The following is a 25,252-nucleotide window of genomic DNA, read 5'->3' as shown; positions in this document are numbered from 1 at the left end:
CCTCTAATTTGCAAACAAATCCCGTGCTTTAAAAAATCTTACCGAAAGCTTCATCGAAACAAAATATATAAGCATACTTGCACAAAAAAGCAGTAAAAGCAATAAAGGGGCTGAGAGCTGAGACAGCCGGTTTACGGCATCAGTCACCGCCAAGGGTAGCTTCCCTGTTTCATAAATATTGCCTATCAATACCCCAAAGGCAGACACCGCTCCGAAAAAAGCAATCATAACAAACCTGTTTATTCCCGCCGCCTTTATATAGCCAAGCTTAAACGCCAATGGGAGGTATATTGATATCATTATCATAAATACCGAGGACATCAGAATTACAAAAATACCTCCGTTCAGGCTTGCTCCTCCACCTGCCGGTATCTCTCCCATAGCCACCATTCCATAAATAAAGAAAATGGCTGTTACTATAGCGGTCATAATAAATACACTTATATATCTTGCATATACTATCTGCTCTTTTCTGACAGGCAGGCAGACAAGAGTCCTTAAGGTATTATTTTTTTCATCGGCATACAGCGCTCCGTTAAGGAATCCGTAAATCACAGGAAACATTGCCATTCCAAGCGCAAACTCCTTCATTCCTAGAATCCAGAAAAGTACTGCCAGAATAACAGAGCTCGCAAGGTATCTTTTTAAAATATTCCTTTGTACGGCAAAATCCTTTAAAACCAACTTAAGCACCATATTCACCCTCCTTCACCAGTCTAACCAGCAGCTCATCAAGGTTTACTTTTTCAGTCTTAAACTTCCCCTTGGGATTTATCCTCCTAAATTGCTCGGAAAAATGCTCAACCTTATCGGTGATACCGCTAAAGCCCAGCTCACCCTTTTTAATTCCTATGAGGCCCTTGCATACCTCCTCACTGTATAATCCGTTCTCAGCCTTAATGACCTTCCAGTTATTCAGTATATCATCCTTTTGTTCGCTTAGTATTATTTTCCCCTTGTTTATAATAGTTACATAATCCGCTATCTTCTCTATATCCGAGGTTATATGAGATGAAAATAAAATAGAGCAGTCGCCGTTTTGCAGCATATCTGACAGTATTTCAAGCAACTCGCTCCTTGCAACCGGATCAAGCCCCGATGTGGGCTCATCCAGTATCAGCAACTGTGGCCTGTGCGCAAAGGCAAGGGCAAGAGACAGCTTTGTTTTCATTCCCTTTGACAGCTCTCTTATTTTTTTCTTTCTGTCTATGTTAAAATCACAGAGCAGCTTATCAAAATAAGCCTTATCCCAGTTTGAATAAAAGCCTCCTATAAATCCGCCCGTCCACTCTGCAGTCATTTCCTCGTAAAAATACTGCTCCTCGCTCACATACCCTATATGCTGCTTTACTTCAACAGAATTCCTTTTGCTGTCTAAGCCCGCAACCTGAATGTTTCCGCTTTCATAGGGTATGAGATCGATTATGCACTTTATAGTGGTGCTTTTTCCCGCTCCATTCTGACCTACAAATCCCATTATATAGCCCTTGGGTATGCCAAAGGAGATCTTCTCCAAGGAAAATTTACTATATTTTTTACAAAGTCCTTCAACCTTTAAAAGCATATCTTCCACAAGTAACACCCTCTCATAAAAAGCTCTTATAATTTTTCATTTAAAATGATTCCGAAATTCCTTATGATCTCTTCATCCTCCATGCCCATAGCCCTGCACCCGTCAATACCGGCGCGAAAGCTTTCCTCTATGTCCTTAAGCTTAATTTCTCTTACAAATTCCGCACCCGCCTCTGCCACACAAGAGCCTTTTCCCGGCCTTGTGACAATATAGCCTCCGGCCTCCATGTCCTCATAGGCCTTCTTTACGGTGATTACGCTTATCTCAAGCTCCCTTGCAAGGGCTCTTATGGAGGGCAGAGAATATCCCGGAGGAAGCTTGCCGTTCATAATCTGTTCAACTACCTGCTTCTTTATCTGCTGATACAGCGGAGCCGGATCGCTGTTTGACAAAGCAATAAACAATATATCACCTCATAATCTGAATAAAACAACTGTGCACAATGTTATATATACAGAATACCACTGTATATATACAGTGTCAATCCTCATTTCATTGTTCATATAAAATTCATAGAATTTTCATACTCTCAACACCCAATCCACATACTAAAAGTGTAGAATGGTTTCATTAAATAAAGAAAGGAGGTGTATATAGTGAAAATAAAAACGCTGGTTGTTTTAACGGCAATTGTCGCCGCTGTTGTAATACCCTTTTCTGCTTTTGCAGCCGCTTCCGATTCATCCTCCGGCAAAAAAGAGAGGGCTGCTGCCGTAGAGCTTACAGAGCAGCAAAAATCGGACATGGAGGAATTTTCCGCTAAGCTGGCCAGCCTGCGGAAGGAGTACATAGCAAAGATGGTTTCCAACGGTTCAATGACTCAGGAGCAGGCAGATAAGGCAATCGAAAAAATTGATAAAATGCTTGAATCCGGTAAATGCTTCATGCCTCCGGGAATTATGGGAATGGGAGGAAAAGGATTTGGCAGGGTAGCAAATCGCGGCGATGCCAGTTTTCTGAGTGGAATTAATCTTTCCGCGCTCACCGATGAACAAAAATCCGCAGTAACCAAGGCTTCTGAAAAAATAGCCTCTCTTCAAAAGGAGTTTATTGACAAGATGATTTCTCAAGGCTTGATAACTGAGGAGCAGGGCAGCACCGTTCTTAAAAGAGCAGAAGCTGCATCCCAAGACACTGATTCCTCCGATAAAAAGGGCTTTGGAATAAGGGGTCCCGGCGGGCTTAACCTTTCAGGAATAGAACACATTGATGCCTCAAAGCTTACCGATGCCCAGAAGGAGCTGCTGACATCCTTTTATACAAGGCTGTCCGATATTCAAAAGGAATTGGTAAACACTATGGTTTCCAACGGTGCAATAACTGCTGAACAGGGAAAGACCTGCATCCAAAATATTGACGAGAGGCTTAAGTCTATAGAAGAAAACGGCTTCAAAGCCTTGAAGGATATAAGGAAACCCCATATTGAAGGCCGCAGGAATAACGCACCCGGCAAGCCAAATGCCGGCAACAGTGCCAATTAAGGCTTACAATAATGTCCGATATAAAAAGGAGGTGGAAAATTCCCCTCCTTTTTATATCGTCTATATCCTAATTCATATGGCTATGCGTTTAATCCCCTATTATTTTTACCAGCACACGCTTGCTTCTCTTGCCGTCAAATTCCCCGTAAAACACCTGCTCCCACGGCCCGAAATCAAGCCGCCCTGCGGTAATGGCCACAACCACTTCGCGCCCCATTATAGTGCGCTTTATATGGGCGTCGGCGTTATCCTCAAACCCGTTATGGTAATACTGATCATAAGGCTTTTCAGGGGCAACCTTCTCTAAGAATATCTCAAAATCCTTATGAAGCCCGCTTTCATCATCATTTATAAACACGCTGGAGGTAATGTGCATTGCGTTGCATAAAAGCAGTCCTTCCTTAATTCCACTCTCATTGATGCACCTCTCAAGCTCAGGCGTTATGTTTATAAACTCTCTTCTTTTTCTTGTTTCAAACCATAATTCTTTTCTATAGCTTTTCATTTTTATATCACCTGCAATATTTTCATATTGTGCCCTATTTAATATTGTTTTTTATTTCACTTTCAGCAATCCACGCATTCATCATTTCATCAATATACTGCTGCTTTTTTGTCATGTCGAGCTGCATCCTTATTGATTCCTTTACGTCCTCATAAGCAACTACCTTCTCCGGCACCCTTTCCTCAAGCCTTATTATATGGTATCCATAATGTGTCTCTACAAGCCCGCTCATCTCTCCAACTTTAAGAGCAAAGGCGGCATCCTCAAACTCTTTAATCATTTCTCCTCTGCCGAAAGGATACCCGTCGGGGTAGCTTGCCAGCCCGGGGTCTTGGGAATTCTCCTTCATAAGCTCGTCAAAGTCTCCCCCGCTGTTTATTTTTTTAAGTATATCCTCGGCTTTTGCCTTCGCCAGCGCCTTCTTTTCTGCGTCGAAAGGATTTCTCTGTTCGTCAAGCGTTGATATCAAAATATGCTTTGCCCTTAACGTTTCAGGCTGTGTATAGTTTATTGTATTCTTATCGTAGTAAGCCTTTATTTCGTCCTCCGCAGACTGCACCGAGGCAGAAAGCTCAGCGGAAACCTTATTCGCTATGTAGCTATATTTTGTCTGCAGCACCACCTGATGAAAATATAAGCCCTCTTCCGCAAGTGCTTCACGTAAATTGTCTATCCCCTGATAATTTCTTACAACAGGGTCTATCTCCTCCGAGTTTATTTTTCGCAAGTCCTCTTCCCCGACAGCTATTTCATTTTCCTTTGCCTTTTGCTCCCAAAGCCTCAAGCTGACCAGATAGTCAAACACTTCCTGCTTGAGCTGCGCCTTATACTCCTCTGTTATCTCACCCTGACTGCCTCCAGCCTGCCGCAATATACCGTTATAATAATAGTCAAACTGGCTTTTGGAGATTTTCTCACCGTTTACAGACCCTATTATGTCTGTTTTGGGGTTCAGCAATATATTGCCGTCGGCTTTAGGCTCCACACTCCAGTCAAATATCTCAGCAAAATACCTTACGGGAACATATATAACACCATTATAGGTTATTGATCTCATATACTGATCCAGCCCGTCAGCCCTTATCTTATAGCTGTCAATGCCTGCGTCTATGACAGCCCCCATCCTTGGCGAAGGCCTTCCGGCAGAGGGAATCGCTGATTTTCCTGTGTCAGCTGTACTGATATTAATAATTACGCCAGCCTTGTCAATTTCAAAGCTGCTGTTAAAATACGCCGATATGTCCTTTAAAGGAACATAAACCCTTTGCTTATACGTAATTGTAGCTAGATTGGAAACGGTATTGTTAATCACTATGGACGCTGTATTGATATTGCATTTAATGCTGCTTTGCCCTTGCTGCGCCGGTTCGGCGTATGTTTGCCCCACCAGTGCAAGCAGCATGATGAAGCTGATGATTGTACACAATACTTTTTTCATTTAACACACTCCAGACATAAAATTAGTTATAAGCACATGGTACATGCTTATAACTAATTATACCAGAATATACTACAAAAGAATACGCGCTTTTGTAATAAAAAAGCTTATTTAAAATTTCTTCTTAAGTTCCCTTAAATGGCTTCTGAACTTGCTCAGCATTAACAGAAGAATGCCGGACAACATTAATACCAGACTTACAATTCTGAGTGCCTTAAAGTCTCCATTTTCCATACCATTCCATATAACATAGCTCCAATAGCCTAAAAACGCAAGTACCACCGTATTCAAGAAACGTTTGTTCACGTATTTCGCCCCCTCAGGTACAAAAGCCGGAGTTTATCTGTCGCTGCCGGTACTATAAATCCTCGGGAATTATATCATTCCTTATGATATCCTCAAAATCCTCTCTTTTTACAATCAGTCTGTATCTGCCATCCTTTACCAGCACAACGGGAGGCCTCGGTATTCTGTTGTAATTGCTGGACATGGAATAATTATATGCCCCTGTGGCGAGCACCGCAAGGAGGTCGCCCTCCTTTATCTCCGGCATATGGATGTCCTTTATCAGTATATCCCCCGACTCACAGCATTTTCCCGCAACTGTCAGCTTCTGAGCTTTGGGAGCATCAGCCCTGTTGGCCAGCACACTGTCATACTCCGACTGGTACAGAGCGTATCTGGGGTTGTCACACATACCCCCGTCTACAGAAACATATTTTCTTACATCCTTTATGTCCTTTACGGCACCTACGGTATAAAGGGTTATGCCTGCCGGTCCTACGATAGACCTCCCCGGTTCCATTACCATAAACGGCTGCTTTATTTTCATATCCTCACAAAGATCTCTTACTGTTTTTGAAACAGACTCTATATAGCTTTCATATTCAATTGGGTCATGCTGCGGAATATATTTTATTCCAAAGCCTCCGCCAAGGTTCAGCTCTTCTATCTCAAGCCCCAGCCTTTCCTTGACCAGAGCTATAAATTGCAGCATCACTTGGGCCGCAAGCTCGAACGGCTTAAGGTCAAATATCTGGGAGCCTATATGGCAATGCACGCCTGCAACCCTTATATTGCTTAGTCCACATGCCATGCTCACTATCTCAAGAGCCTCGCCGTTTTCCAGTGCAACCCCAAATTTGGAATCAATTTGCCCTGTCCTTACAAAATCATGAGTATGAGCATCTATTCCGGGCTTTATCCGAAAGGATACATCCGCCGTTTTTCCCTTTTGGGCAGCAACGGCATTAATCTTAAGAAGCTCCTCCTTATTGTCTACTACTATTCTCTTTATATCGCTGTCAATGGCAAGCTCTATTTCCTCTATAGTCTTATTGTTTCCATGAAAGTAAACCCTGTCCATAGGAAAGCCTGCCTTTAAAGCGGTGTACAGCTCTCCCCCCGAAACAACATCAAGCCCTAGGCCCTCCTGCTGTGCTATTCTGCACATTGCCATGGTACAGAAGGCCTTGCTTGCAAAAAGCACCATTCCGTTTCCGCCGTAGTATTTATCCATAGCTCCCTTATATGCCCTGCAATTGCCGCGTATTAAGCCTTCGTCCATGACATATAACGGGGTTCCGTATTCCCTTGCAAGCTCGGTGCAGTCACATCCCCCTATTTCAAGATGCCCCAGCTCATTAGTTTTCAAACAATCCGATACAAACATCTTTTCACCACCCAATTACGTTACTAATCAATTTACGTAATTATGGTAACATTATTTTTTGCAAGCGTCAAGAACAATTCCTGCAAAACAACATGCTTCAAAAAGGGCGGCCCATGCTACCTTCTTCCAAGGCTGAACCACGACACCATCATCATGGAAAACAGCTTTGCAAAGGATGCCCTCTCGACATCATTTTCAGCCGCTATCTCAGCCTTTCCTATTTCCTTTCCCGACATGAAATATATTATTTCTCCTATTTTTTGCCCTGCCTTAACAGGGGCCTCCACATTGGGATCAACTTCTGTCTTCTTCTCAAGCTCACCCTTTTCTCCCTTCTTAATAAGCAGCTTTACATCCTCCTTCAGCACGCCCCGGACATTTGACTCTATCCCTTTTTTAACATCAACCGTCGCTATTTCCTCACCCTTTTGGCTTACCTGCATTATCTCATAGTTTGAAAAGCCATAGTCAAGCAGCTTCTTTGATTCTGCGAAGCGTGTGTTTGAGTCTCTCTCTCCAAGCACAACCGATATAAGCGTCAAATCGTTTCTTACCGCCGCAGCACACAGGCAATGCCCGGCCTTTGAGGTAAAGCCCGTTTTAAGTCCTATGGTGCCGTTATAATGTCTTATAAGCTTATTGGTGTTATCCAGAGAAACCTTATGCTCAGCATCCTTCTCTCTGAACATTGCATGCCATGTCTTTGTAAAATCTATTATGGACGGGTGCTTTGACAAAAGCTCACGGGACATTACAGCGATATCCCGCGCACTGCTGTAGTGCCCTTCGTCCGTTAGTCCTGTGCAGTCAAGGAATTTTGTATCCCTCATTCCAAGGTCAGCCGCTTTCTTATTCATCTCCGCCACAAAAACCTCCTCGCTCCCCGAAATGAACTCGGCAAGAGCTACAGCGGCATCATTGGCAGAGTGAATTGCAACGGCGTTCATCATTTCCTTAACTGTAAACTCCTCTCCCGGCTTAAGCCATACCTGAGAACCGCCCATATTATAAGAGTGATCGGAAACGCGTACATTGTTGTCAAACTGTATCTTGTCCCCGTCAATTGCCTCCATTATAAGAAGCATAGTCATTATTTTTGTTACGCTTGCTATGGGCAGCTTTTCATTACTGTTTTTTTCAAACAGCGTATTGCCGGACATTCCGTCAATAAGCACAGCGGCCTTGGCGTCAAGCTGCGGTACAGCCGCCGCGTTTGCCGCGCCTGCACTGCTTGCCTCCACATCGGCATCCGCAAGGGCAGGCGTAAGAGGCGGGACAAAAATTAAAGAAGTTATTATCATAAAACATAATGCCGGCTTTTTTAACCTGAAATTCATCATGAGAGATCCCTCCGGTATTTTACACTAATTAATGTTATGCACCGGGTATTCTCGGTATGCCGCCCATGATAAAATTTGCCTCCTGTTCACTGTATAACCTCATGTATATGCTTAATGGGCGCAGGGGCAGAGCTGCTTAAGCAGAAGGAATTTCTTGCCTTCTCCTCCGCCTGTTTGGTGTCCTCCATATTGGTATGCAATATGCACAGCCTTTCTCCCTTATCCACCTTATCTCCTATTTTCTTCAGCATCGTTATCCCCGCGGAATAGTCTATGCCGTCCTCCTTGCTCCTCCTGCCCGCTCCTAAAAGCATAGACGAAACCCCTATGCTCTCAGCGTCAATTGAGCTTACATAGCCCTGCCGCACAGATTCGATTGCGATGTGAAATTCGGCCTGGGAAAGCATACCGGGGTTGTCTATAGTCTCGGCCCTGCCGCCCTGTATTGTGACAAATTCCTTCAGCTTGTCAACAGCCCTGCCGGACTTTAAGATATCGGCAGCAGCCCGGTAGGCAGTGTCAAAGTCCGTAAAGGCACCCCCCAGTACCGCCATGTACGAAGCTATGGTCAGAGTGGTTACAGTAAGGTCCTCCGCACCCTCTCCCTTTAAAAGGCTTATTACCTCCCTGACCTCGTTTGCGTTTCCCACCTCATAGCCCAGTGGCTGGCTCATATCTGTAATGATTGCAACGGTTTTCCGCCCTAGTGACTTTCCTATATCAACCATTGTGGACGCCAGCTCGCGGGCGTGTGGAAGGGATTTCATAAACGCTCCCGAGCCCACCTTTACATCCAGTACTATTGCATCGGCTCCCGCAGCAATTTTTTTGCTCATTATCGAGCTTGCTATTAGGGGAATGCTGTCTACTGTGGCTGTAACATCTCTCAATGCATAAATCTTTTTATCGGCCGGGGTAAGGCTTGGAGATTGCCCCACAATGGCCATTTTATACCTGTTAACATTGCTTATAAATTCATCCCGGCTTAGCGAGGTTTTAAAGCCCGGTATGGCCTCAAGCTTGTCAATAGTACCTCCCGTATGCCCTAGGCCCCTTCCGGACATTTTTGCCACCGGAATCCCTATGCAGGCACATATGGGTATTAACGCTATTGAAACCTTATCTCCCACTCCCCCTGACGAATGCTTATCCACCTTCACTCCTTCTATTTGGGACAAATCCACCCTCTCTCCCGAATCGACAAACGCAGACGTGAGGCTTGAAATCTCTTCCCTGTTCATGCCCTTAAGGCATACCGCCATTAGAAAGGCCGACATCTGATAATCGGGGATTTGACCTTCGGTATACCCCCGGACAATATAATTTATCTCTTCCCCGCTTAAAAATTCCCCGTTCTTTTTCTTGTTAATAAGATCAACCATTCTCATATTGACACATCCTTATAAAAGCTCTTCCCCGGCAAGGGCGCGTTAATTTTGAAATACTCCGACACAGTTGCGGCTATATCGGAGAAGGAGTCCCTTGTACCTAGGTTTATGCCCCGTTTCAGCTTTTTGCCGTACACGATAAGGGGCACATACTCCCTTGAGTGATCAGTGCTGGGAGTGGTGGGATCGCAGCCGTGATCAGCGGTTATAAAAAGAATATCCTCGTCGCCGAGGCCCTCCAGTATTTGGGGAATTCTGCCGTCAAAACGCATTAAAGCATCGGCATAGCCTCGCACATCATTTCTGTGCCCGAACAGCATATCAAAATCCACAAGGTTGGTAAAAATGATCCCCTCAAACATATCCCTCATATAGTCAAGCGTCTTGTCAACCCCATCCATGTTGTCGCTTATATGTACGGAATGAGTAATTCCCTGCTTGCTGAATATATCCTCTATTTTTCCTACCGCCTTTACCTTGAGGCCATTTTCACATGCATAATCCAGTATGGTTTTGCCTGACGGCTTAAGTGAGAAATCATGCCTGCCCCCGGTTCTTGCATAGTTTCCAGGCACACCTGCAAACGGCCTTGCGATGACCCTTCCTACGGCATATTGGCCCTTTAGCATTGTTCTTGCCGCCCTGCACATATCATAAAGCTTTTCACGGGGTATTACATCCTCATGGGCGGCTATCTGAAACACACTGTCGGCAGAGGTATATACTATAGGATATCCCGTGGACACATGGCGATCTCCAAGCATTTTTATTATCTCGGTGCCCGATGCGACAACATTTCCCAATATTGGGGTTCCTATTGCCTTTTCAAATTCTCTTATCAGTTCCTCTGGAAACCCTTGAGGAAATACAGGAAAAGGTCTGTCCAGTATTATTCCCGATATTTCCCAGTGCCCCGTAGTGGTGTCCTTTCCCGCCGACATTTCCGCCATTCTTCCATAGCAGCCCAACGGATCGGCATAATCCCCAAAGCCCTCTATTCCATCAATTGATCCAAGACCCATTTTTTCAAGATTGGGCAGCCGGAGCCCTCCTACCTGTCGGGAAATATTTCCCAAAGTATTGCTTCCCTGGTCCCCATATTTTACAGCATCAGGTAATTCGCCCATTCCCACACTGTCCATAACAATAATAATTGCTCTCTTCACATTGCCACTCCCTTCAGATGCGCTTTAACGCAAGCCTGTTATTCTATAATTCCCATTATACCATAAAAGGGCATATCCCTATAAGGAATGCCCTTTTATGCCGCTGCCTTGCGGCTGCACAGCTCTGCCTCTTCCGTAAATTAAGCTGTGATATTATGCTCTCGGATGAGTCTTCTTATATATTTCCTTTATTTTGTTCTTAGCCATTTGTGCATAAATTTGTGTAGAGGATATGTCGGAATGCCCGAGCATTTCCTGGATGGATCTCAAATCTGCTCCATTTTCCAGCAAATGTGCCGCAAACGAATGCCTTAGTGTGTGAGGAGTTATGTCCTTGCTTATCTTAGCCTGATTCTTGTACTGCTTTATTATTTTCCAGAAGCCCTGTCTCGTAAGCCTCTTACCGTTTATGTTTACAAAAAGAGCCCTTTCGTCATTCCTCTGAATAAGCAGTCCCCTCGACTTGTTAAGATACTCATGTATGGCGCTTATTGCTATGGAGCCTATCGGTATCATTCTTTCTCTTGAGCCCTTATTGCACTTAATAAAGCCCACATCCAGATTCATGTCGCTCATATTCAGAGAAATGAGCTCCGACACCCTTATTCCCGTTGCATAAAGCAGTTCCAGCATGGCCTTGTCCCTGTAGCCTTTCAGGTCGGTACATTTTGGCTGATCCAGAAGCAGCTCTACCTCCTGAGTGGAAAGTATCTGAGGAAGTTTCTTTTCCACCTTTGGCGATTCCAGCTCAGCGGTAGGATCCTGATCCAAAACCTTGTTCTTGGAGAGGTATTGGTAAAAGGACCTTATAGACGCGAGATTTCTGGATATTGTAGATGTCGCACGCCCTTTCTTTTGAAGGTGTAATAAATAAGTTATAACCGTGGTTTTATTTGTGCTAGTAATATTGTGAAGGTTAATTCCATACAAATAGGTTATGTACTGCTCTATGTCCCTTTTGTACGATTGCAGCGTGTTTAACGACAGTCTCTTATCCCTTTCCAAGAAATTGATAAATTTCTCAACTAAAGCTTCCATTAAATAATTACCCCTTTTTTACTTTATATATTAAGACATTATTTACCTGAAAATCTTTTGTATAAGCTTACAAGCATACCAGTATTATGTATTAAAGCCTTTTGTAAACTGCTTTCAATATATTCTAATACATTCTTTGTATTATTTAAAGAAAAATTTTCTAATATATAATAAATTCTTCAATTTCTTGCAATATCCTGCTTTTAATTTTACAATTTATTATAATATTTGTAAACTTATATTGAATAAATCAGTCCATAAATTAGACTTAATATGATTATTGACCCGATTTACCATACTTATACATATTGTCCTTATATAATTATGGGGGTAAACATCCTTATGAAAACCGGTGTTACATAAGCCTCTATTATAACCCCAACTAATATAAAGCAGGTGTAAAACAATGTTACGGCACAGTAGCTTAAAAATCTCGATCTTAAAGTCTCTTTGGTTTTATTTTTTATGGATTTGTTTTTGATAATGTTTAGAGAGAAATTTATTCCGTTGACTCCAAGAGCAATAATGCATGGAATAATAACAAATTCCTTGGGTATCATGGCAAACAGAGTAAAAATTGCCCCCTTAAATCCCATTGCCTCTATAACAAAGCCTGAACTGAAGCCTGTTATAAAGCCTCTTATACCCACAAGCATAAAAATTAAGGGTATTCCTATTATAGTTACACCAAGAACCCATATAACGGCAATTATTCTTATGTTTTCATATAGCGCTATTTTAAGGAGCTCATTGCTGTCTATCTTTTGATTGCTCAAAAGCTGCATGAACCCCTGAAAGTAATTTAAAAGCTCATCCCTCTGTACAGCACTTAATCCGTTTACTGTAAAGGCTCCTGTGGATACCCCTATGACAAACGCCATAACCAAAAACATATATGAATTAACATTGTTCTTGATATGACCGACAAGCATATTGCGTACTTTTAAAAGCAAATTCCACTCCCCCATTGTGACAAAACGGACACACCTTTTTTTATGGACAGCCTTTAAAATATTTTCAAAGCTGAAATATTTTCAAAGTTCCCTCTGGCCCGTATCATCAGCACTTTTCATCTATTATGATTTTATGCAGTCATAATGGGGAAAATTACTATAAATAATTATGTATTGTAAACTCTTCACATCTCCCCTTTTAATATTTTATCTGCCATGAGAATTCCTATTATAGTTTTTGAATCGGTTATCTCACCGGCCAGAACCATTTCTACAAGCTTTTTTACAGGAATCTTCTCGCATGACAGGAATTCATCCTCATCGGTACATGCCTCACCCTCTGTAAGCTGTGTTGCGGCATACATATGCAGCAGCTCGTTGCAAAAGCCCGGAGTGCTGTAAATGCCGGCCATATACCTGATGCTTCCCGCCTCAAGTCCCGTTTCCTCTTTAAGCTCTCTTATCGCACAAACCTTAGGGTCCTCCCCATAATCCAGCTTTCCTGCCGGAAGCTCCAGCAGCTCCATATCCACAGCCTTTCTGTACTGTCTTACCATGTATAGGCATCCGTCACTGCTTATGGGTATGACAACCGCACCGCCGGGGTGTGATATGATGTCCCTTTTTGCTTCCTTGCCGTTTGGCAGCATTACTGTAAGCGAATCCACCTTTATTATGCTTCCGTCATATATATGCTCTTTGGAAACCGTCTTTTCCTCATAGTTCATAAAAAATCCTCCCGATGTCATATTTTTTATTGTTTTTGAATACTCTATACCTATAAAATTTTTATGGACAGGTGATGACAATGAAGCAACTGGTATATCCTGACAAGCTGTTTATTGCAGGAAAGGCATGGGAAGTAAAGCGGCAGCTTAACCATCTGTCGGCCAGCTTCCGCACTATAAAAGAGGTTCTCGACTTCTATACCCGCACTCCGGGCAGCTAGTCACTGCCTGCTTTTCTTTATTTCTCCCGTTGCCAGCGCATCACACCTGTTATTATATTCGTTGTCGCTGTGGCCCTTAACCTTGATCCATTTTATTGTGTGAATGCCATTGAGCCGGTCAAGCTCCTTCCACAGATCTATATTTTTAACCTCCTCCTTGCCGGAATTTTTCCAGCCGTTCCTTTTCCAGCCGCTTATCCAATTGCATACAAATCCGTTTACAAGGTATGCGCTGTCGCTGTACAGCTCAACCTCACAGGGTCCTTTAAGGCAGCACAGTGCCTGTATTGCGGCTATGAGCTCCATTCTGTTGTTTGTAGTCATTTCCTCAAACCCTGAAATTTCCTTTTCATGCTCCCCGTACATAAGAATTGCCCCCCAGCCTCCCTTTCCGGGATTCCCCGAGCACGCCCCGTCGGTATAAATAATCACTTTTTTCATTCGCTCTCCAGTTAATTTTAAGAAATTTACCCGTATATTTTACCTATTTCCCTTGCCCTTTTCGTGCATTCTCCCATAGCGTCCATGACCGCATGCCTAAAACCATTCTTCTCCAACGCGCTTACGGCCTCAATTGTTGTACCTGCAGGCGAGCAAACCTGATCCTTAAGCTCCCCGGGGTGCCGTCCCGTCTCCAGCACCATTTTTGCTGATCCCAGCACCGCCTGAGCGGCAAGCCTGTAGGCAAGAGCCCTTGGTATTCCCGATTGAACGGCGGCATCCGCCATAGCTTCAATAAACATATAAACATAAGCGGGGCTGCTGCCGGTAAGTGCAGTCACCTCACTCATCAGCTTCTCATCCAATACTTCAACCCTTCCGGTGCATTCAAAAAGCTTTTTTATGATCTCTATTTCACTCTCTTGTGTGCTGCCGTCATAAGATATAAGCGTCATGCCTTCATTGACCTGCATGGGTGTGTTAGGCATTGTGCGCACAACCTTTTTATCCTTCCCCACTATATTCTTATAAAAGCTTATGGGAATTCCAACAGCAAAGGACACAATGATTTTTTTATCGTCCACAACGTCTTTAATCGAATTCAAAACACCCTCAAGAATGTTGGGCTTGACGGCAAGCACTATTATGTCCGATTCCCGGACCAGCTCTACCGCGCTGCCGCAAATGCCCACCCCTGTCTCCTTGCTTATGGCGCTAGTTTTACTGCTGTCGGTATCATATATTTTAATGCTATCGGCAGCCATAATTTCCGAACACGAAACGCTTTTAATCATTGCGGAGCCCATTGCTCCCGTACCTATAAATCCCAATGTTATATCCATGCTGCTTCTCCTTTTGCAATTTGTCTGAATTTCAAGTATAATATTAATAGTATCATAACAAGTAAATTTTTTCTATAATGCATAAATTTTATTTGAAAACTGCATATTAAACCATTGACATATAAGTGTCTCTTATTGTATACTATTAACGTTCGTAGGGGAGTAGCGCAATTGGTAGAGTAGCGGTCTCCAAAACCGTCGGCTGCAGGTTCGAGTCCTGTCTCCCCTGCCAAATTTGTAGGTTAGAAATGCTAAAAACCTACACTTCCAAAAAAGCCTAGCTTTGCTGGGCTTTTTTGGTGTCTGCCTTAAAAACGGACAAACTGCGGAGTTCGTGCTTTTCAAGATGAATGGGTGAACTCTTACCGTCCGTGCAGGCGGTTATCGCAGCTATTTTATCGCCTCGACTGCAACATAGAATTTGCTAAGTTCAAAAATATGCGCGAGGGAATGAGCAAGTCGCTCCTTTATTTCCTTAAAATTTTCTCCATCGCCTTGCCCTTAGCCAGCTCGTCCACCAGCTTATCCAGCCAGCGGACTTTTTGATAGATCGGGTCGGTGATTTCTTCCACGCGGCAGCCACAGATAACGCCGGTGATTTTTCTTGCATTTGTGTTTATCTGCGGGGCTTCGGTGTAGAAGGTTTGCGTATCCACCCGCATTTCAAGCTGTGCATGGAGTCCGGCAGCGTCGTAGCCGGTGAGCCAGTAGATGAGGGTATCCACCTCATCTTTGGTTCGCCCTTTGCGCTCCGCTTTTGCCACAAGCAGGGGATAGACATCGGCGAAGATCATTTTGTAAACGCGTTCGAGAGTCATACAGTTTCCTCCAGTTTCTCGCTGATCAAATTCAGCGCGATTTTTAAAGCGGCGATTCGCCGTTTAAGTAGTGTCTGCTGTGCTTGAGGCAATTTATCAACATCTATCTTTTCACACTTCTTTAGGGTGGAGAGCAAGGCACGGTGGGCTTCGGTGAGTTCTTCGGGGGTGTATTTCATCTCACTCATTTACTAACCTCCCGAAACGCGCAACTCGTAATATGGTCATTAACCACGCCTATGGCTTGCAGATAGGAATATATAATGGTACTGCCCACAAAGGAAAAACCCTGCTTTTTCATATCCTTGCTTATTCTGTCGGACAGTTCCGTTTTAGCGGGCATTTCGCTTTGCTCTTTCCATGCGTTTACAATAGGTTTGCCGTCCACATAGCTCCAGATGAAGTCGGACAGCGAACCGAGCTTTAGCACCGCCTGTGCGTTCCCAATGGTCGAGCGGATTTTCAGCTTGTTGCGGATAATGCCGGGGTTTTGGAGCAGTTCTGCTACTTTATCCTCGCTATAGGCGGCGATTTTGGCAATGTCCCAATCGTCGAAGGCGGCACGGTAGTTTTCCCGCTTATGTAGCACACAAGACCAGGAAAGCCCCGCCTGTGCGCCTTCCAGCGTCAACATTTCAAACAGGGTTCGCTCGTCAAAGCACGGCTTGCCCCACTGGATGTCGTGGTATTCCCGCATGAGTTCGTCGTCTGAGTCAGCCCACGGGCAGCGGTATTTCAATACGCAGGTGTACTTCGCACCCCACTCCGGGTCTGGGAAAGCCATTGTTTCAAAGCCACTCTTGCGATAAAAGCCGACCGCTTCGCCGACTGTATCAGCTTCAAGCGGCAGATGATAGGTATTCTGCAATGCCGTGACCATAGCAGAACCAATGCCCTGATGATGGCGTTCCTCTGCTACCGCGATAAGATGAATCTCCACTTTATCCACATGAATTTCAAACCCGCAAATGCCGAGAATTTTATTGTCGTCAAGCCAGCCGTAAAAATGCAGATTGTTCGATGAGAGATACTTTTCTGCTTCTTTTGCCACACCCTCCGGTGTACCATCAATGGCTGCAAGGGCGACAATTTTGCCTACCTCGGTTTCGGTTATTCTTGACTTAATATCTTCAAACACTTTTTAGCCTCCTCACTTTTGGCTTTGTTAGGTCAAAGCTGTTCACAATCTGCCGTTTGATTTCTTCTTCAAGAACGTCACCGCAATTTCATCGAAGGGTTAGTCCTCATACGCGCCTGAGAAGGTCAGGCAGTATTCGATTAACTCTTGACGGTTCATAGGCTTCACTCCACAAAACTCAGTTTATCCATATCAAGCTCATGAGGCTTGCCGCCGGGAGTTGCCCCATAACCGAGCAGCACGGCAATGCCGATTTCATAACCCTCCGGGAATCTGAGCCGTTCTTTGAAGTATGCGCCCTTGTCACCGGCAAAGCTGAACGCCGCAAATCCACAAATAAGGCTGTTTTCTCATGAATTATCTTCACTATTTTACCCTCATCATAATATCGAATTCAGAAATATATTTCATTAAAACCATACCATAATTTAGAGTATCTTTAAACCTTTTATATAAAAAAGGTTTATTATATTTGCGGCCAAAAACTGTTTGAAATAAGAATTTCATTAGGCAGGAAGTTTGGAGCGGTCTCCAAAACCGTCGGCTGCAGGTTCGAGTCCTGTCTCCCCTGCCATAATCGAAGAAGCCTTATTTCAAGGGTTATAGCTTGGAATGAGGCTTTTCTGTTTTTCTTGAAAAACGCTTTTTTAGAAGAAGACTTGACGAACCATCACCATAGTGATACATTGCATGATATAGATAGAAGGATTTTCTTAACAATGCAATCAACCTGCGGGAGCTTCGGGGCTGGTCTCAATGGCAGCTTGCCGAGGAATCCGGCGTGGCGCTGTGAGCACCGCCGAATATTCTGACGAGTGTATTTCACATTTTGTCAGGACAATAACAGATTAGTAAAAGCACTTACAGAAATGGAGATACAGCATATGAAAAAAAGCAGGGTTTTAAATTTGCATGTCATTACCGGACTGATCGCTGTTTTAAGTATTATCACAACTTTATTCGGTCTATTTTACAAAACAGACGGAAATCCTTATACCGTCACAAACCAATATGGCGACACAGTGAGAATGTGCGGGATCGGACTATACGCGCATGATTCATATTTTATGGCACCCATATTCAGAGGAACCGACCTGACTATTCTTTGTGTTGCGGTTCCGCTTTTGCTTCTGTCACTCGTGTTGGATATAAAAAAACGGACACTGAAAAGCAGGCTGCTTCTGACCTCCGTTATCTCAATATTTACGTATTACTCTGCCAGCATTGCGTTTGGTGTTGCTTATAATTTTCTTCATTTGGTTTATATCGCGCTGTTTTCCCTAAGCTTTTTTGGCTTGATTTTAGCTATTACGACAATTGATTCCTCTCTGCTTGTTGAAAGCGCAGCAAGTGCATCACCTAAAAAGGGAATTTACATTTTTCTTACATTAACCGGTGTCGCTTTAATCGTGGCATGGCTTCCGGACATCATTTCCTCTCTTATCCGTCAGCTCCCTTTACAGCTTATTGAAGTTTATACAACGCAAATTACCAATGTGCTTGATATTGGTATAATAGGTCCAACCGCACTCATATGCCTGTTTATGTTAAAAAAGCGAAACGGCATTGGTTATATTTTACTTGCAATGCTGTTAACCCTTTGTGCTCTAATTGGCATCATGCTCCCCATTCAGACAGCGTTTCAGGTTTCTGCCGGTATTGGGCTTTCAATCGGCGTAATCGTGACAAAGGTCGGCAGCTTTGTTGCCCTTTCTTTGTTTGCGCTTTACTTTGATATAAGGTTTTTCAAAAGCATCGGGAAATCGGGGGGGAAATTGAATGGATAAAGTCATTATCATACATAAGTCGAATACAGGGTTTACAGAGAAATACGCAAATTGGATTGCCGAAGATCTAAATTGCCGTGCTGTTTCGGTAGAAAAAATCAGCCTCTCCGAAGTAGCACAATACGAGACTGTTGTATTCGGTGGCGGTATACATGCAGGCGCAATAAATGGGATAAGATTTATTAAGAACAATTTATCTTTGCTTCATAATAAAAAAATCATCGTTTTTGCTACCGGAGCAACCGCCCCTATTCCAGAAGAGATTGAAAGATTCCGGACGGCCAATATACCCACCAACGCTAATATAGAATTTTTCTATTTTCAAAGCGGCTTAAATTATGAAAATATGCGCGGCATGGATAAAATGCTAATGGGCCTTCTGAAAACCTTTCTTAAGCTAAAAAAGAACAAATCCGATGTGGAGCAAGGAACGCAAAATGCTATTCAAAGCTCTTATGATTGCTCGAATCGCATTCAAATAGAGCCATTGATTAATTTTGTAAGACAATCAAATGCATGAGCAAACCGTGCGACAAATCAAACGCACTATTTCACTGCGAAGAATGTTCACAGTGTGGGGAAACTTATTATCCGGATTTTTTTCCGAGATTCTTTTTGTTTGAATACAGATTGCACAATCCTATTAAAGCACCTAAAGGTTAGGCTTACGCAGGAGGAATTTTATGCAGATAAACCGACTGTTTGAAATCATCTATATACTTTTGGAAAAACAAACTGTGACGGCGGCAAAGCTCGCGGAGCGCTTTGAGGTTTCGGTGAGGACCATCTACCGGGATGTGGAGGCCCTCTCGCAGGCCGGCATTCCCATATACATGAGCCGGGGCAAGGGAGGAGGAATATGTCTTTTGCCGGAATTTGTCCTCGACAGGGCCGTCCTCACAGAAAAGGAGAAAACTGATATCCTATCCTCCTTAAAAGCGTTCAGTTCGGTAAATCTGGAAAAAAGCGAAACTGCCTTGGGTAAGCTCAGCAGTATGCTCGGAGGAAAAGATACCGACTGGATTGAGGTGGACTTCTCTTCCTGGGGGTATTTTGAAAATGACGCAAAATATTTTTCCATGCTCAAATCCGCTATTCTTGAAAAATATTCCGTAGCCTTTCTGTATGCAAGCGGGAAGGCCGAAAAGCTTCTCCGCAATGTATATCCTCTAAAGCTGGTATTCAAGGGCGCGGCGTGGTATCTTTACGGCTATTGCACGTTGAGGGAGGATTGCCGCTTTTTCAAGCTGAGAAGAATTACCGAATTATCGGTAACCGGCACTCGCTTTGAGATGAAAGCCCCCAACAACGTTATATCCGAACAGAATCTTGACACAGGCTCTTTTATTAAAACAAGGCTGCTGATTTCGGGAAGAATGGCCTTTCGGATTTATGATGAAATAAGTAGCTATAAGCTTAACGAAAATGGTGATTTTATTTGCGAGCTCTACCTCCCCGATATAGACACAATCTGTAACTATGCCTCTTCCTTCGGAGAATGCTGCACCATTCTTGCCCCCAAAAAAGCAGCCGGTGAAATGAAGCTAAGGCTTGAAAGCTCACTGAAAAATTATTTATAATATGACATGCCATTGTCATATTCGATGAATTATACTGTGAATACTATAATATAAAGAAAGAGGTAATCACAATGAATTATGAAATCGTATCACTTGAGCAAAAGCTTGTTGTGGGAATAACGGCAAGAACAGCAAACACCGATCCCGACTGCAGCAAAATCATCGGAGGTCTATGGGGAAAATTCATGGGAGAAGGAGTTTGGGAAGCCATTCGGAACAAGGCAAATGCCTATTGCATCGGTCTGTATTCCGGCTATGACGACACCTCCTATGATGTCACCGTAGGCGCAGAAGTAACTGCAAACGGCAATCCCGAGTTGACTGAAAAAATCATCATAGCCGGAAAATATGCTGTTTTCAATGTAAAGGGCGACGTTGTTAAGGACGTGGCGGAGGCTTGGGATAAAATCTGGGCGATGCCTCTTGACAGAAGCTTTACCGGCGATTTTGAGGAATACTTGAGTAACGAAAACGGCGTTGCGGAAATTAATATCTATGTTGCATTAAAAAATTAAACGGCATTTATTAAAAGGTGTTTTCATTTTTTGAAAACACCTTTTTTCATTTTCTGCTTCTCTTTAGATTATATTAACAATTATTTAATGGAAATATAACACAATCATAAATAAAGGCATATAAACTTATACTGTCTCTTAAAGGAAATTTTTTACCATCGTTGTTCTAATCGTTGTTTTATAGGCATTTATTAAAAATTGAATGTGAGGAATTTCATATGGATGCAATAGCCCAGTACAATAATAAATACTACAGCAGCGGCAACATGGGTTTCAGAAGCTTTGACACTCTTGAAAAAGAATCAAATCTTGGAGATGAATTTATGGATATTTTAAAGACGGGAAACATAACAACTGTGTTTCAGCCTATTATCTCACTCAAGGATGCCGGCGTTCTGGGCTATGAAGCATTAAGCAGAGGTCCCTCCTCCTCCTCATTGGAAAGCCCTTCCCACCTGTTTGACCTTGCAAGGATATATGGAAAGCTATGGGAGCTGGAATTTTTGTGCAGAATAAAGGCTTTAGAGAATTTATGCAGCTTCAGCCACCACTTTAATATCTTTTTAAACGTAGACCCCGAAATAATAAATGACGAAAAGTTCAAAAAAGGCTTTACAAAAGAATTTTTAAAGCAGTTTGACATCAACCCCGAGAACATAGTTTTTGAAATAACCGAAAGAAACTGTGTTTCAGATCTCAAGGTATTCAAAAAAGTAATAGACAACTATAAGGATCAGGGATATAAGATAGCCATTGATGATGCCGGTTCAGGATATTCCGGCTTAAAGCTTATTACAGACATACATCCGCAGTATATAAAGCTCGATATGAACCTTATAAGGGATATTGACAAGGACGGCTTAAAGCATGCTCTTATAAAGACCTTTTATGAATTTTGCCTTGTTACCGATATAAAGCTTATAGCGGAAGGCATTGAAACAGAGGATGAGCTTAATGCACTTATAGATATAGGAATCAATTACGGTCAGGGATATCTTATACAAAGGCCGCAAAAGCAGGTTTCGGATATCGACCCTTATGTGACGGAGCTTATAAAATCACGCAATAATAAAAAAAGCCTATTTTATTTCAACAGGCCCTCAACTGTATGTATAGGAGATATATGCAGATCCTGCATGTATGTGACAACAGACCAGACAGGCTCAAGCGTTTTGGATATATACAATAACTGCCCTTCTGTTCTGGGGCTTCCCGTGGTAGACAGCAGCAAGGTTCAGGGGCTTATCATGAGGGATAAGTTTTATGCCAAGCTGGCAACACAGTATGGCTTTGCACTGTTTCTCAACAGGCCTGTCACTCTTGTAATGGATAAGCGTCCCCTTTCAGTGGATTATGAGACTACAATAGATATTGTTTCCAAGCTTTCCATGACAAGAAGCGAGGAAAATCTATATGACTATGTCATAGTCACCAAGGATTCCGGCTACTATGGAATAGTCACCGTCAAAGATCTCCTTGAAAAGACAACAGAGCTTGAGGTAAACTATGCAAAGCACCTAAACCCGCTCTCAGGTCTTCCCGGCAATATCCTTATTGAGCAAAGGCTTGAGGAGTATATAAAAAAGACCGCGCCCTATACAGTGCTGTACATAGATATAGACAATTTCAAGGTATACAACGATGTTTACGGATTTGAAAACGGAGACAGGATGCTTCAGTTTGTCGGAAGGATGATTTCAAGCACAGTCTCTCACAACTGCTCGTGTACCCATTTCGTGGGGCATATAGGAGGGGATGATTTTATAATAATACTGGACACCTTTGACGTAGAGGATACATGTCGTTTAATTATGGATAACTTCAGCAAGGGAATTCCTAACTTTTATACAAGCGAGGATCTGGAAAGGAAATATACCATAGCCAAAAACCGGCACGGCATAGAAGAGCAGTTCGGCCTCTCCACAATCTCCATTGCGGGAGTAAGCAACCGCCATAATTGCTTCAAGGATATATACGAGCTGTCGGAATGTGCCGTAAGGGTTAAGAAAAAATGCAAGGAGGTATGGGAAAACTGCTTTCACATACTGTAACGCCCGTTCAAGTGCCGCCCCTCGGCCGTAATTACTCCAGCAGCCCCTCACGGCATTTCATAAGGTAGTTCATGCAGAAGCTGTCCCTGCCCAGCAAGGCCTCTCCGGCGTAGACCAGCGACATAAGCTTTTTATCAAGCGGGTCCATTATTGCCCCGTCCATTCCGGCAGTCATAGCCGCTATAAGAAACGCGTGATTCATTACCTTTCTCTGTGGAATTCCAAAGGATATGTTGCTTAAGCCACATGCAATATGTACTTCGGGAAACTCTTCTTTTACCCTGTATATCGTTTCAATGGAGTCCATTCCATAACGGGAATGGGATGCAACCGGCCTTACCATGGGGTCTATATAAATATCCCCGAGAGCAACCCCCTCACGGGTAAGCCTGTCTATAAGCCTTCCGGCTATCAACACCCTGTCCTCTACCGTTTCAGGCATTCCTGAATCATCCATGCAAAGGGCTATTACTCCTGTATTGTACTGCAATATTAATGGCATAACGGCTTGAAACCTTCTCTCCTCCCCCGTTATCGAATTAATAACAGGCTTTGGGTTGCGATTGGCCTTAAGACCGGCTTTTAGTGTACTTACATTGGGAGAATCTATCGAAAAGGGGGTATCTGCAACCTCCTGCACGGTGTTTACCAGCCACTCCATCCTCTCAGCTTCATCCTTGCAGGATATGCCCGCATTTAGATCTATGTACGTTGCTCCCGCCTCGCACTGTTTTTTTGCCAAATCCTGTATTGCAGCAGTATCCCTCAGTTCTACGGCATTTCTTACCGTCTTAAAGCTTATATTGATTTTTTCCCCTATTACTATCATGAATCATCCCTCCGGCACACATAATATTTTAATTTTCTAAGCAGTACCATTTAACAGGTATATAATGATTGAAACGGTAATGGGGCTCAGCACGGTGGAAACAAATACGTTCTGCGAGGCATAGTCGGGCTCATTGTCAAACTCCCGCGCAATTATCGCCGTATTTACCGCCGTAGGGGTGGCTACCCCCAGTATGAGAGATTGAGCAAGCACTCCCTGTATACCAAGCATACTCACAATAGCGTATCCAATCAACGGCGACACCACTAGCCTTAAAACACTTGCCACAGACATATCCCTCAGGTTAAAGCCCACTCTTATTTCTGCAAGCTGCACCCCCAGCGTTATAAGTGCAAAGGCTATAAAGGCATCCGATATATAACCAAGCGGCACCATCACAGGCTGTGGAAGCTGTATATTTAAAGCTCTTACCAGTACCACCGCCGCTATTACATAGAGAAACGGCATTTTAATTACATCCCTTAAAGCCTTCTTATACCCCGAGCTTCCCGAGCTGGCCTGAAACACTCCAAAGCTGCTGGTCATAACATTCTGAACCAGTATAATAAATATTTGCCCCATATAGGCCAGCGGATCACCCTTATATACCAGCTCGGTAAGGGGCAGCCCATAATTTCCGCTGTTAAAAAATATAAGAGAATTTATAAAGCACTTTTTCTTGCTTCTTGGGTATTTTAAAAGCCGTGCGGCTCCCTCCCCTATAATAAGCAAAACCGCCTGCACCGCCATAATATATATAAAAACCGTGGCCAGCAGACCTATAGTTATCTCGGCCTCATATACCTTTGTAAAAATAAGCACCGGAACAAAAACATATATGCTGAGCTTGGAAAATGTCCTTGTGTCCAGCCGGAACTTCCTTTGTACTATAAATCCCACTCCTGCCAGCAAAAAAATAGGCAGCATAATGTTTATGATTATGTAAAAAAATACGTTCATTGCCCCGCTCCGTATCTGTAAACTGTGAAGTAAATTGTTCATTCAATAAAGCTTATTATATCCTCATAACCAAATTAAATCAATAAACAAAAAGCAGGGGCAAAAGTAGCTGTAGTAATTAAAACTGCTTGAGAAATTCGTCCGGCATAATCGCTTTGACGCCAGACTTTTCAAAGTCTTTTACATTACGCGTGATGATGAATTTTGACTTCGTTTTCGCAGCGCAAACTGATAAAAGCGCATCCTCATAGTCATCCACAGGAGAATTCAACGCCTTCACGCAATCGTTTTTATCGACAGCCGTAAAGTCCATCAGCTTGGCAAGGCCGGCGACAGCTTCTCTAGCTTTACTTTTGTCCCCTACATATCTGTTGACAATATAATAAATATCGGTCACTGTGTTGGCTGTGATAGAAGCGGATATTTTTTTATCGGCGGCAAGCAGAATTATTTTTTCCGCAGCCTCACTCCAGGGTTCGCGTTTCAATAAAGCATCAAGGATGATGTTAGTATCAATCGTTAAATTCAACGCCATATCTATCTTTTATCCTTTCCTCTTTGATTTTGTCATCCGTGAAATTTACATTTGCGGCAATACCGAACAACGATTGCGCAACAGAAACTAAATCTTCCTCATCGGCAACCAGCTTCGCTATGCGGTGGCCGTTTTTTGTAATGATAATTTCCTCTTTTGAAGCCAGCTCCAAATAGCGGCCGAGATTCAGTTTGAATTCAGTTGATGTAACCATCATAAAGAACCCCTCCCTCAAATTAAGTTATTCGCTCAA

The 25,252-nt window shown here is 43.2% G+C and carries 30 protein-coding genes and 1 tRNA gene; 8 read left to right on the top strand and 23 right to left on the bottom strand.

What is annotated here, in order from left to right:
- Positions 1-3 precede the first annotated feature (3 nt).
- The 3 genes from DFR58_RS03315 to DFR58_RS03305 are packed head-to-tail and all read right to left on the bottom strand — an operon-like array spanning position 4 to position 1,977.
- Positions 4-696 (bottom strand): ABC-2 transporter permease, encoded by a 693-nt coding sequence (locus tag DFR58_RS03315; protein ID WP_114296393.1) that lies wholly within the window; start codon positions 694-696, stop codon positions 4-6.
- Positions 686-1,564, bottom strand: coding sequence for an ABC transporter ATP-binding protein (locus DFR58_RS03310; RefSeq protein ID WP_242987393.1), 879 nt, complete (start codon positions 1,562-1,564; stop codon positions 686-688). The genes DFR58_RS03315 and DFR58_RS03310 overlap by 11 nt, the downstream gene beginning before the upstream one ends.
- 35 nt (positions 1,565-1,599) lie before the next feature.
- Positions 1,600-1,977, bottom strand: a complete 378-nt coding sequence (locus tag DFR58_RS03305; protein ID WP_114296391.1) for a GntR family transcriptional regulator — start codon at positions 1,975-1,977, stop codon at positions 1,600-1,602.
- A gap of 192 nt (positions 1,978-2,169) precedes the next feature.
- Between DFR58_RS03305 and DFR58_RS03300 the strand changes: the two genes are divergently transcribed.
- Entirely contained in the window at positions 2,170-3,054 is an 885-nt protein-coding gene (locus tag DFR58_RS03300) for a DUF2680 domain-containing protein (protein ID WP_114296390.1), read from the top strand.
- Between the two features lie 88 nt (positions 3,055-3,142).
- Here the strand turns inward: DFR58_RS03300 and DFR58_RS03295 are convergent, their stop codons facing one another.
- The 10 genes from DFR58_RS03295 to DFR58_RS03250 all read right to left on the bottom strand — a co-directional run bounded on the left by DFR58_RS03295 (position 3,143) and on the right by DFR58_RS03250 (position 13,282).
- Positions 3,143-3,559, bottom strand: coding sequence for a secondary thiamine-phosphate synthase enzyme YjbQ (locus DFR58_RS03295; protein ID WP_114296389.1), 417 nt, complete (start codon positions 3,557-3,559; stop codon positions 3,143-3,145).
- Positions 3,560-3,593: 34 nt separating this feature from the next.
- A complete protein-coding gene (locus tag DFR58_RS03290) occupies positions 3,594-4,997 on the bottom strand; it encodes a peptidyl-prolyl cis-trans isomerase (protein WP_114296388.1) in 1,404 nt (467 codons plus the stop codon).
- Positions 4,998-5,108: 111 nt separating this feature from the next.
- A complete protein-coding gene (locus DFR58_RS03285; protein ID WP_114296387.1) occupies positions 5,109-5,303 on the bottom strand; it encodes a hypothetical protein in 195 nt (64 codons plus the stop codon).
- 52 nt (positions 5,304-5,355) lie between these two features.
- On the bottom strand, positions 5,356-6,669 hold the full coding sequence (gene lysA, locus DFR58_RS03280) for a diaminopimelate decarboxylase (protein WP_114296386.1): 1,314 nt from the start codon (positions 6,667-6,669) through the stop codon (positions 5,356-5,358).
- A gap of 116 nt (positions 6,670-6,785) precedes the next feature.
- On the bottom strand, positions 6,786-8,009 hold the full coding sequence (locus DFR58_RS03275) for a D-alanyl-D-alanine carboxypeptidase family protein (protein WP_114296385.1): 1,224 nt from the start codon (positions 8,007-8,009) through the stop codon (positions 6,786-6,788).
- Positions 8,010-8,095: 86 nt separating this feature from the next.
- Positions 8,096-9,397: a pyrimidine-nucleoside phosphorylase gene (locus DFR58_RS03270; RefSeq protein WP_114296384.1), complete on the bottom strand. Its 1,302-nt coding sequence runs from the start codon at positions 9,395-9,397 to the stop codon at positions 8,096-8,098.
- Entirely contained in the window at positions 9,394-10,563 is a 1,170-nt protein-coding gene (locus DFR58_RS03265; protein ID WP_114296383.1) for a phosphopentomutase, read from the bottom strand. Before DFR58_RS03265 ends, DFR58_RS03270 begins: the two co-directional genes overlap by 4 nt.
- A 153-nt stretch (positions 10,564-10,716) precedes the next feature.
- Entirely contained in the window at positions 10,717-11,601 is an 885-nt protein-coding gene (gene xerD, locus DFR58_RS03260; RefSeq protein WP_114296382.1) for a site-specific tyrosine recombinase XerD, read from the bottom strand.
- A gap of 314 nt (positions 11,602-11,915) precedes the next feature.
- The gene (gene spoIIM, locus DFR58_RS03255; protein WP_114296381.1) at positions 11,916-12,554 is read right to left on the bottom strand and encodes a stage II sporulation protein M; all 639 of its coding nucleotides are present in this window, start codon (positions 12,552-12,554) and stop codon (positions 11,916-11,918) included.
- 185 nt (positions 12,555-12,739) lie between these two features.
- Positions 12,740-13,282, bottom strand: a complete 543-nt coding sequence (locus DFR58_RS03250; protein WP_114296380.1) for an NUDIX hydrolase — start codon at positions 13,280-13,282, stop codon at positions 12,740-12,742.
- An 80-nt stretch (positions 13,283-13,362) separates the two neighbouring features.
- Here DFR58_RS03250 and mciZ point away from each other — a divergent pair, with 80 nt between their 5' ends.
- Positions 13,363-13,503, top strand: a complete 141-nt coding sequence (gene mciZ, locus DFR58_RS03245) for a Z-ring formation inhibitor MciZ (RefSeq protein WP_170138012.1) — start codon at positions 13,363-13,365, stop codon at positions 13,501-13,503.
- Here mciZ and rnhA read toward each other — a convergent pair whose 3' ends face one another.
- Together rnhA and proC are read right to left on the bottom strand one after the other, a co-directional pair.
- The gene (gene rnhA, locus DFR58_RS03240) at positions 13,504-13,944 is read right to left on the bottom strand and encodes a ribonuclease HI (RefSeq protein WP_114296378.1); all 441 of its coding nucleotides are present in this window, start codon (positions 13,942-13,944) and stop codon (positions 13,504-13,506) included.
- 26 nt (positions 13,945-13,970) lie between these two features.
- Positions 13,971-14,786, bottom strand: coding sequence for a pyrroline-5-carboxylate reductase (gene proC, locus DFR58_RS03235; protein WP_114296377.1), 816 nt, complete (start codon positions 14,784-14,786; stop codon positions 13,971-13,973).
- 156 nt (positions 14,787-14,942) lie between these two features.
- Between proC and DFR58_RS03230 the strand changes: the two genes are divergently transcribed.
- Positions 14,943-15,018, top strand: a tRNA-Trp gene (locus tag DFR58_RS03230).
- Between the two features lie 235 nt (positions 15,019-15,253).
- Here the strand turns inward: DFR58_RS03230 and DFR58_RS03225 are convergent.
- The 4 genes from DFR58_RS03225 to DFR58_RS03210 all read right to left on the bottom strand — a co-directional run bounded on the left by DFR58_RS03225 (position 15,254) and on the right by DFR58_RS03210 (position 17,109).
- A complete protein-coding gene (locus DFR58_RS03225) occupies positions 15,254-15,604 on the bottom strand; it encodes a DUF2200 domain-containing protein (RefSeq protein WP_114296376.1) in 351 nt (116 codons plus the stop codon).
- Positions 15,601-15,792 (bottom strand): hypothetical protein, encoded by a 192-nt coding sequence (locus DFR58_RS03220; RefSeq protein ID WP_114296375.1) that lies wholly within the window; start codon positions 15,790-15,792, stop codon positions 15,601-15,603. The genes DFR58_RS03225 and DFR58_RS03220 overlap by 4 nt, the downstream gene beginning before the upstream one ends.
- Complete coding sequence (locus DFR58_RS22555; protein WP_114296374.1) at positions 15,789-16,742, bottom strand: GNAT family N-acetyltransferase; 954 nt, start codon at positions 16,740-16,742, stop codon at positions 15,789-15,791. Before DFR58_RS22555 ends, DFR58_RS03220 begins: the two co-directional genes overlap by 4 nt.
- Before the next feature lie 178 nt (positions 16,743-16,920).
- Positions 16,921-17,109 (bottom strand): hypothetical protein, encoded by a 189-nt coding sequence (locus DFR58_RS03210; RefSeq protein ID WP_114296373.1) that lies wholly within the window; start codon positions 17,107-17,109, stop codon positions 16,921-16,923.
- A 517-nt stretch (positions 17,110-17,626) separates the two neighbouring features.
- Between DFR58_RS03210 and DFR58_RS03205 the strand changes: the two genes are divergently transcribed.
- The 5 genes from DFR58_RS03205 to DFR58_RS03185 all read left to right on the top strand — a co-directional run bounded on the left by DFR58_RS03205 (position 17,627) and on the right by DFR58_RS03185 (position 22,675).
- Positions 17,627-18,529: a hypothetical protein gene (locus tag DFR58_RS03205; protein WP_114296372.1), complete on the top strand. Its 903-nt coding sequence runs from the start codon at positions 17,627-17,629 to the stop codon at positions 18,527-18,529.
- Entirely contained in the window at positions 18,522-19,049 is a 528-nt protein-coding gene (locus tag DFR58_RS03200; RefSeq protein WP_114296371.1) for a flavodoxin domain-containing protein, read from the top strand. The genes DFR58_RS03205 and DFR58_RS03200 overlap by 8 nt, the downstream gene beginning before the upstream one ends.
- 163 nt (positions 19,050-19,212) lie before the next feature.
- Positions 19,213-20,109, top strand: coding sequence for a helix-turn-helix transcriptional regulator (locus DFR58_RS03195; RefSeq protein WP_114296370.1), 897 nt, complete (start codon positions 19,213-19,215; stop codon positions 20,107-20,109).
- A 71-nt stretch (positions 20,110-20,180) separates the two neighbouring features.
- Positions 20,181-20,624, top strand: a complete 444-nt coding sequence (locus DFR58_RS03190) for a GyrI-like domain-containing protein (RefSeq protein WP_114296369.1) — start codon at positions 20,181-20,183, stop codon at positions 20,622-20,624.
- Between the two features lie 218 nt (positions 20,625-20,842).
- Positions 20,843-22,675, top strand: coding sequence for a GGDEF domain-containing protein (locus DFR58_RS03185; RefSeq protein WP_242987370.1), 1,833 nt, complete (start codon positions 20,843-20,845; stop codon positions 22,673-22,675).
- Positions 22,676-22,706: 31 nt separating this feature from the next.
- Here DFR58_RS03185 and DFR58_RS03180 read toward each other — a convergent pair whose 3' ends face one another.
- The 4 genes from DFR58_RS03180 to DFR58_RS03165 form a co-directional block, all read right to left on the bottom strand.
- On the bottom strand, positions 22,707-23,504 hold the full coding sequence (locus tag DFR58_RS03180) for a dihydropteroate synthase (RefSeq protein WP_114296368.1): 798 nt from the start codon (positions 23,502-23,504) through the stop codon (positions 22,707-22,709).
- A 36-nt stretch (positions 23,505-23,540) separates the two neighbouring features.
- Positions 23,541-24,431, bottom strand: coding sequence for an AEC family transporter (locus DFR58_RS03175; protein ID WP_207659107.1), 891 nt, complete (start codon positions 24,429-24,431; stop codon positions 23,541-23,543).
- Between the two features lie 151 nt (positions 24,432-24,582).
- Positions 24,583-24,999, bottom strand: a complete 417-nt coding sequence (locus DFR58_RS03170) for a PIN domain-containing protein (RefSeq protein WP_242987369.1) — start codon at positions 24,997-24,999, stop codon at positions 24,583-24,585.
- Positions 24,977-25,216, bottom strand: coding sequence for a type II toxin-antitoxin system Phd/YefM family antitoxin (locus DFR58_RS03165; RefSeq protein ID WP_114296366.1), 240 nt, complete (start codon positions 25,214-25,216; stop codon positions 24,977-24,979). Before DFR58_RS03165 ends, DFR58_RS03170 begins: the two co-directional genes overlap by 23 nt.
- Positions 25,217-25,252 lie beyond the last annotated feature (36 nt).

This window comes from Anaerobacterium chartisolvens, from assembly GCF_003337415.1.
Lineage (GTDB): Bacteria > Bacillota > Clostridia > Acetivibrionales > DSM-27016 > Anaerobacterium > Anaerobacterium chartisolvens.
The sequence above is the reverse complement of the archived record's forward strand: the minus strand, read 5'-3'. Positions and strand labels throughout refer to the sequence as shown.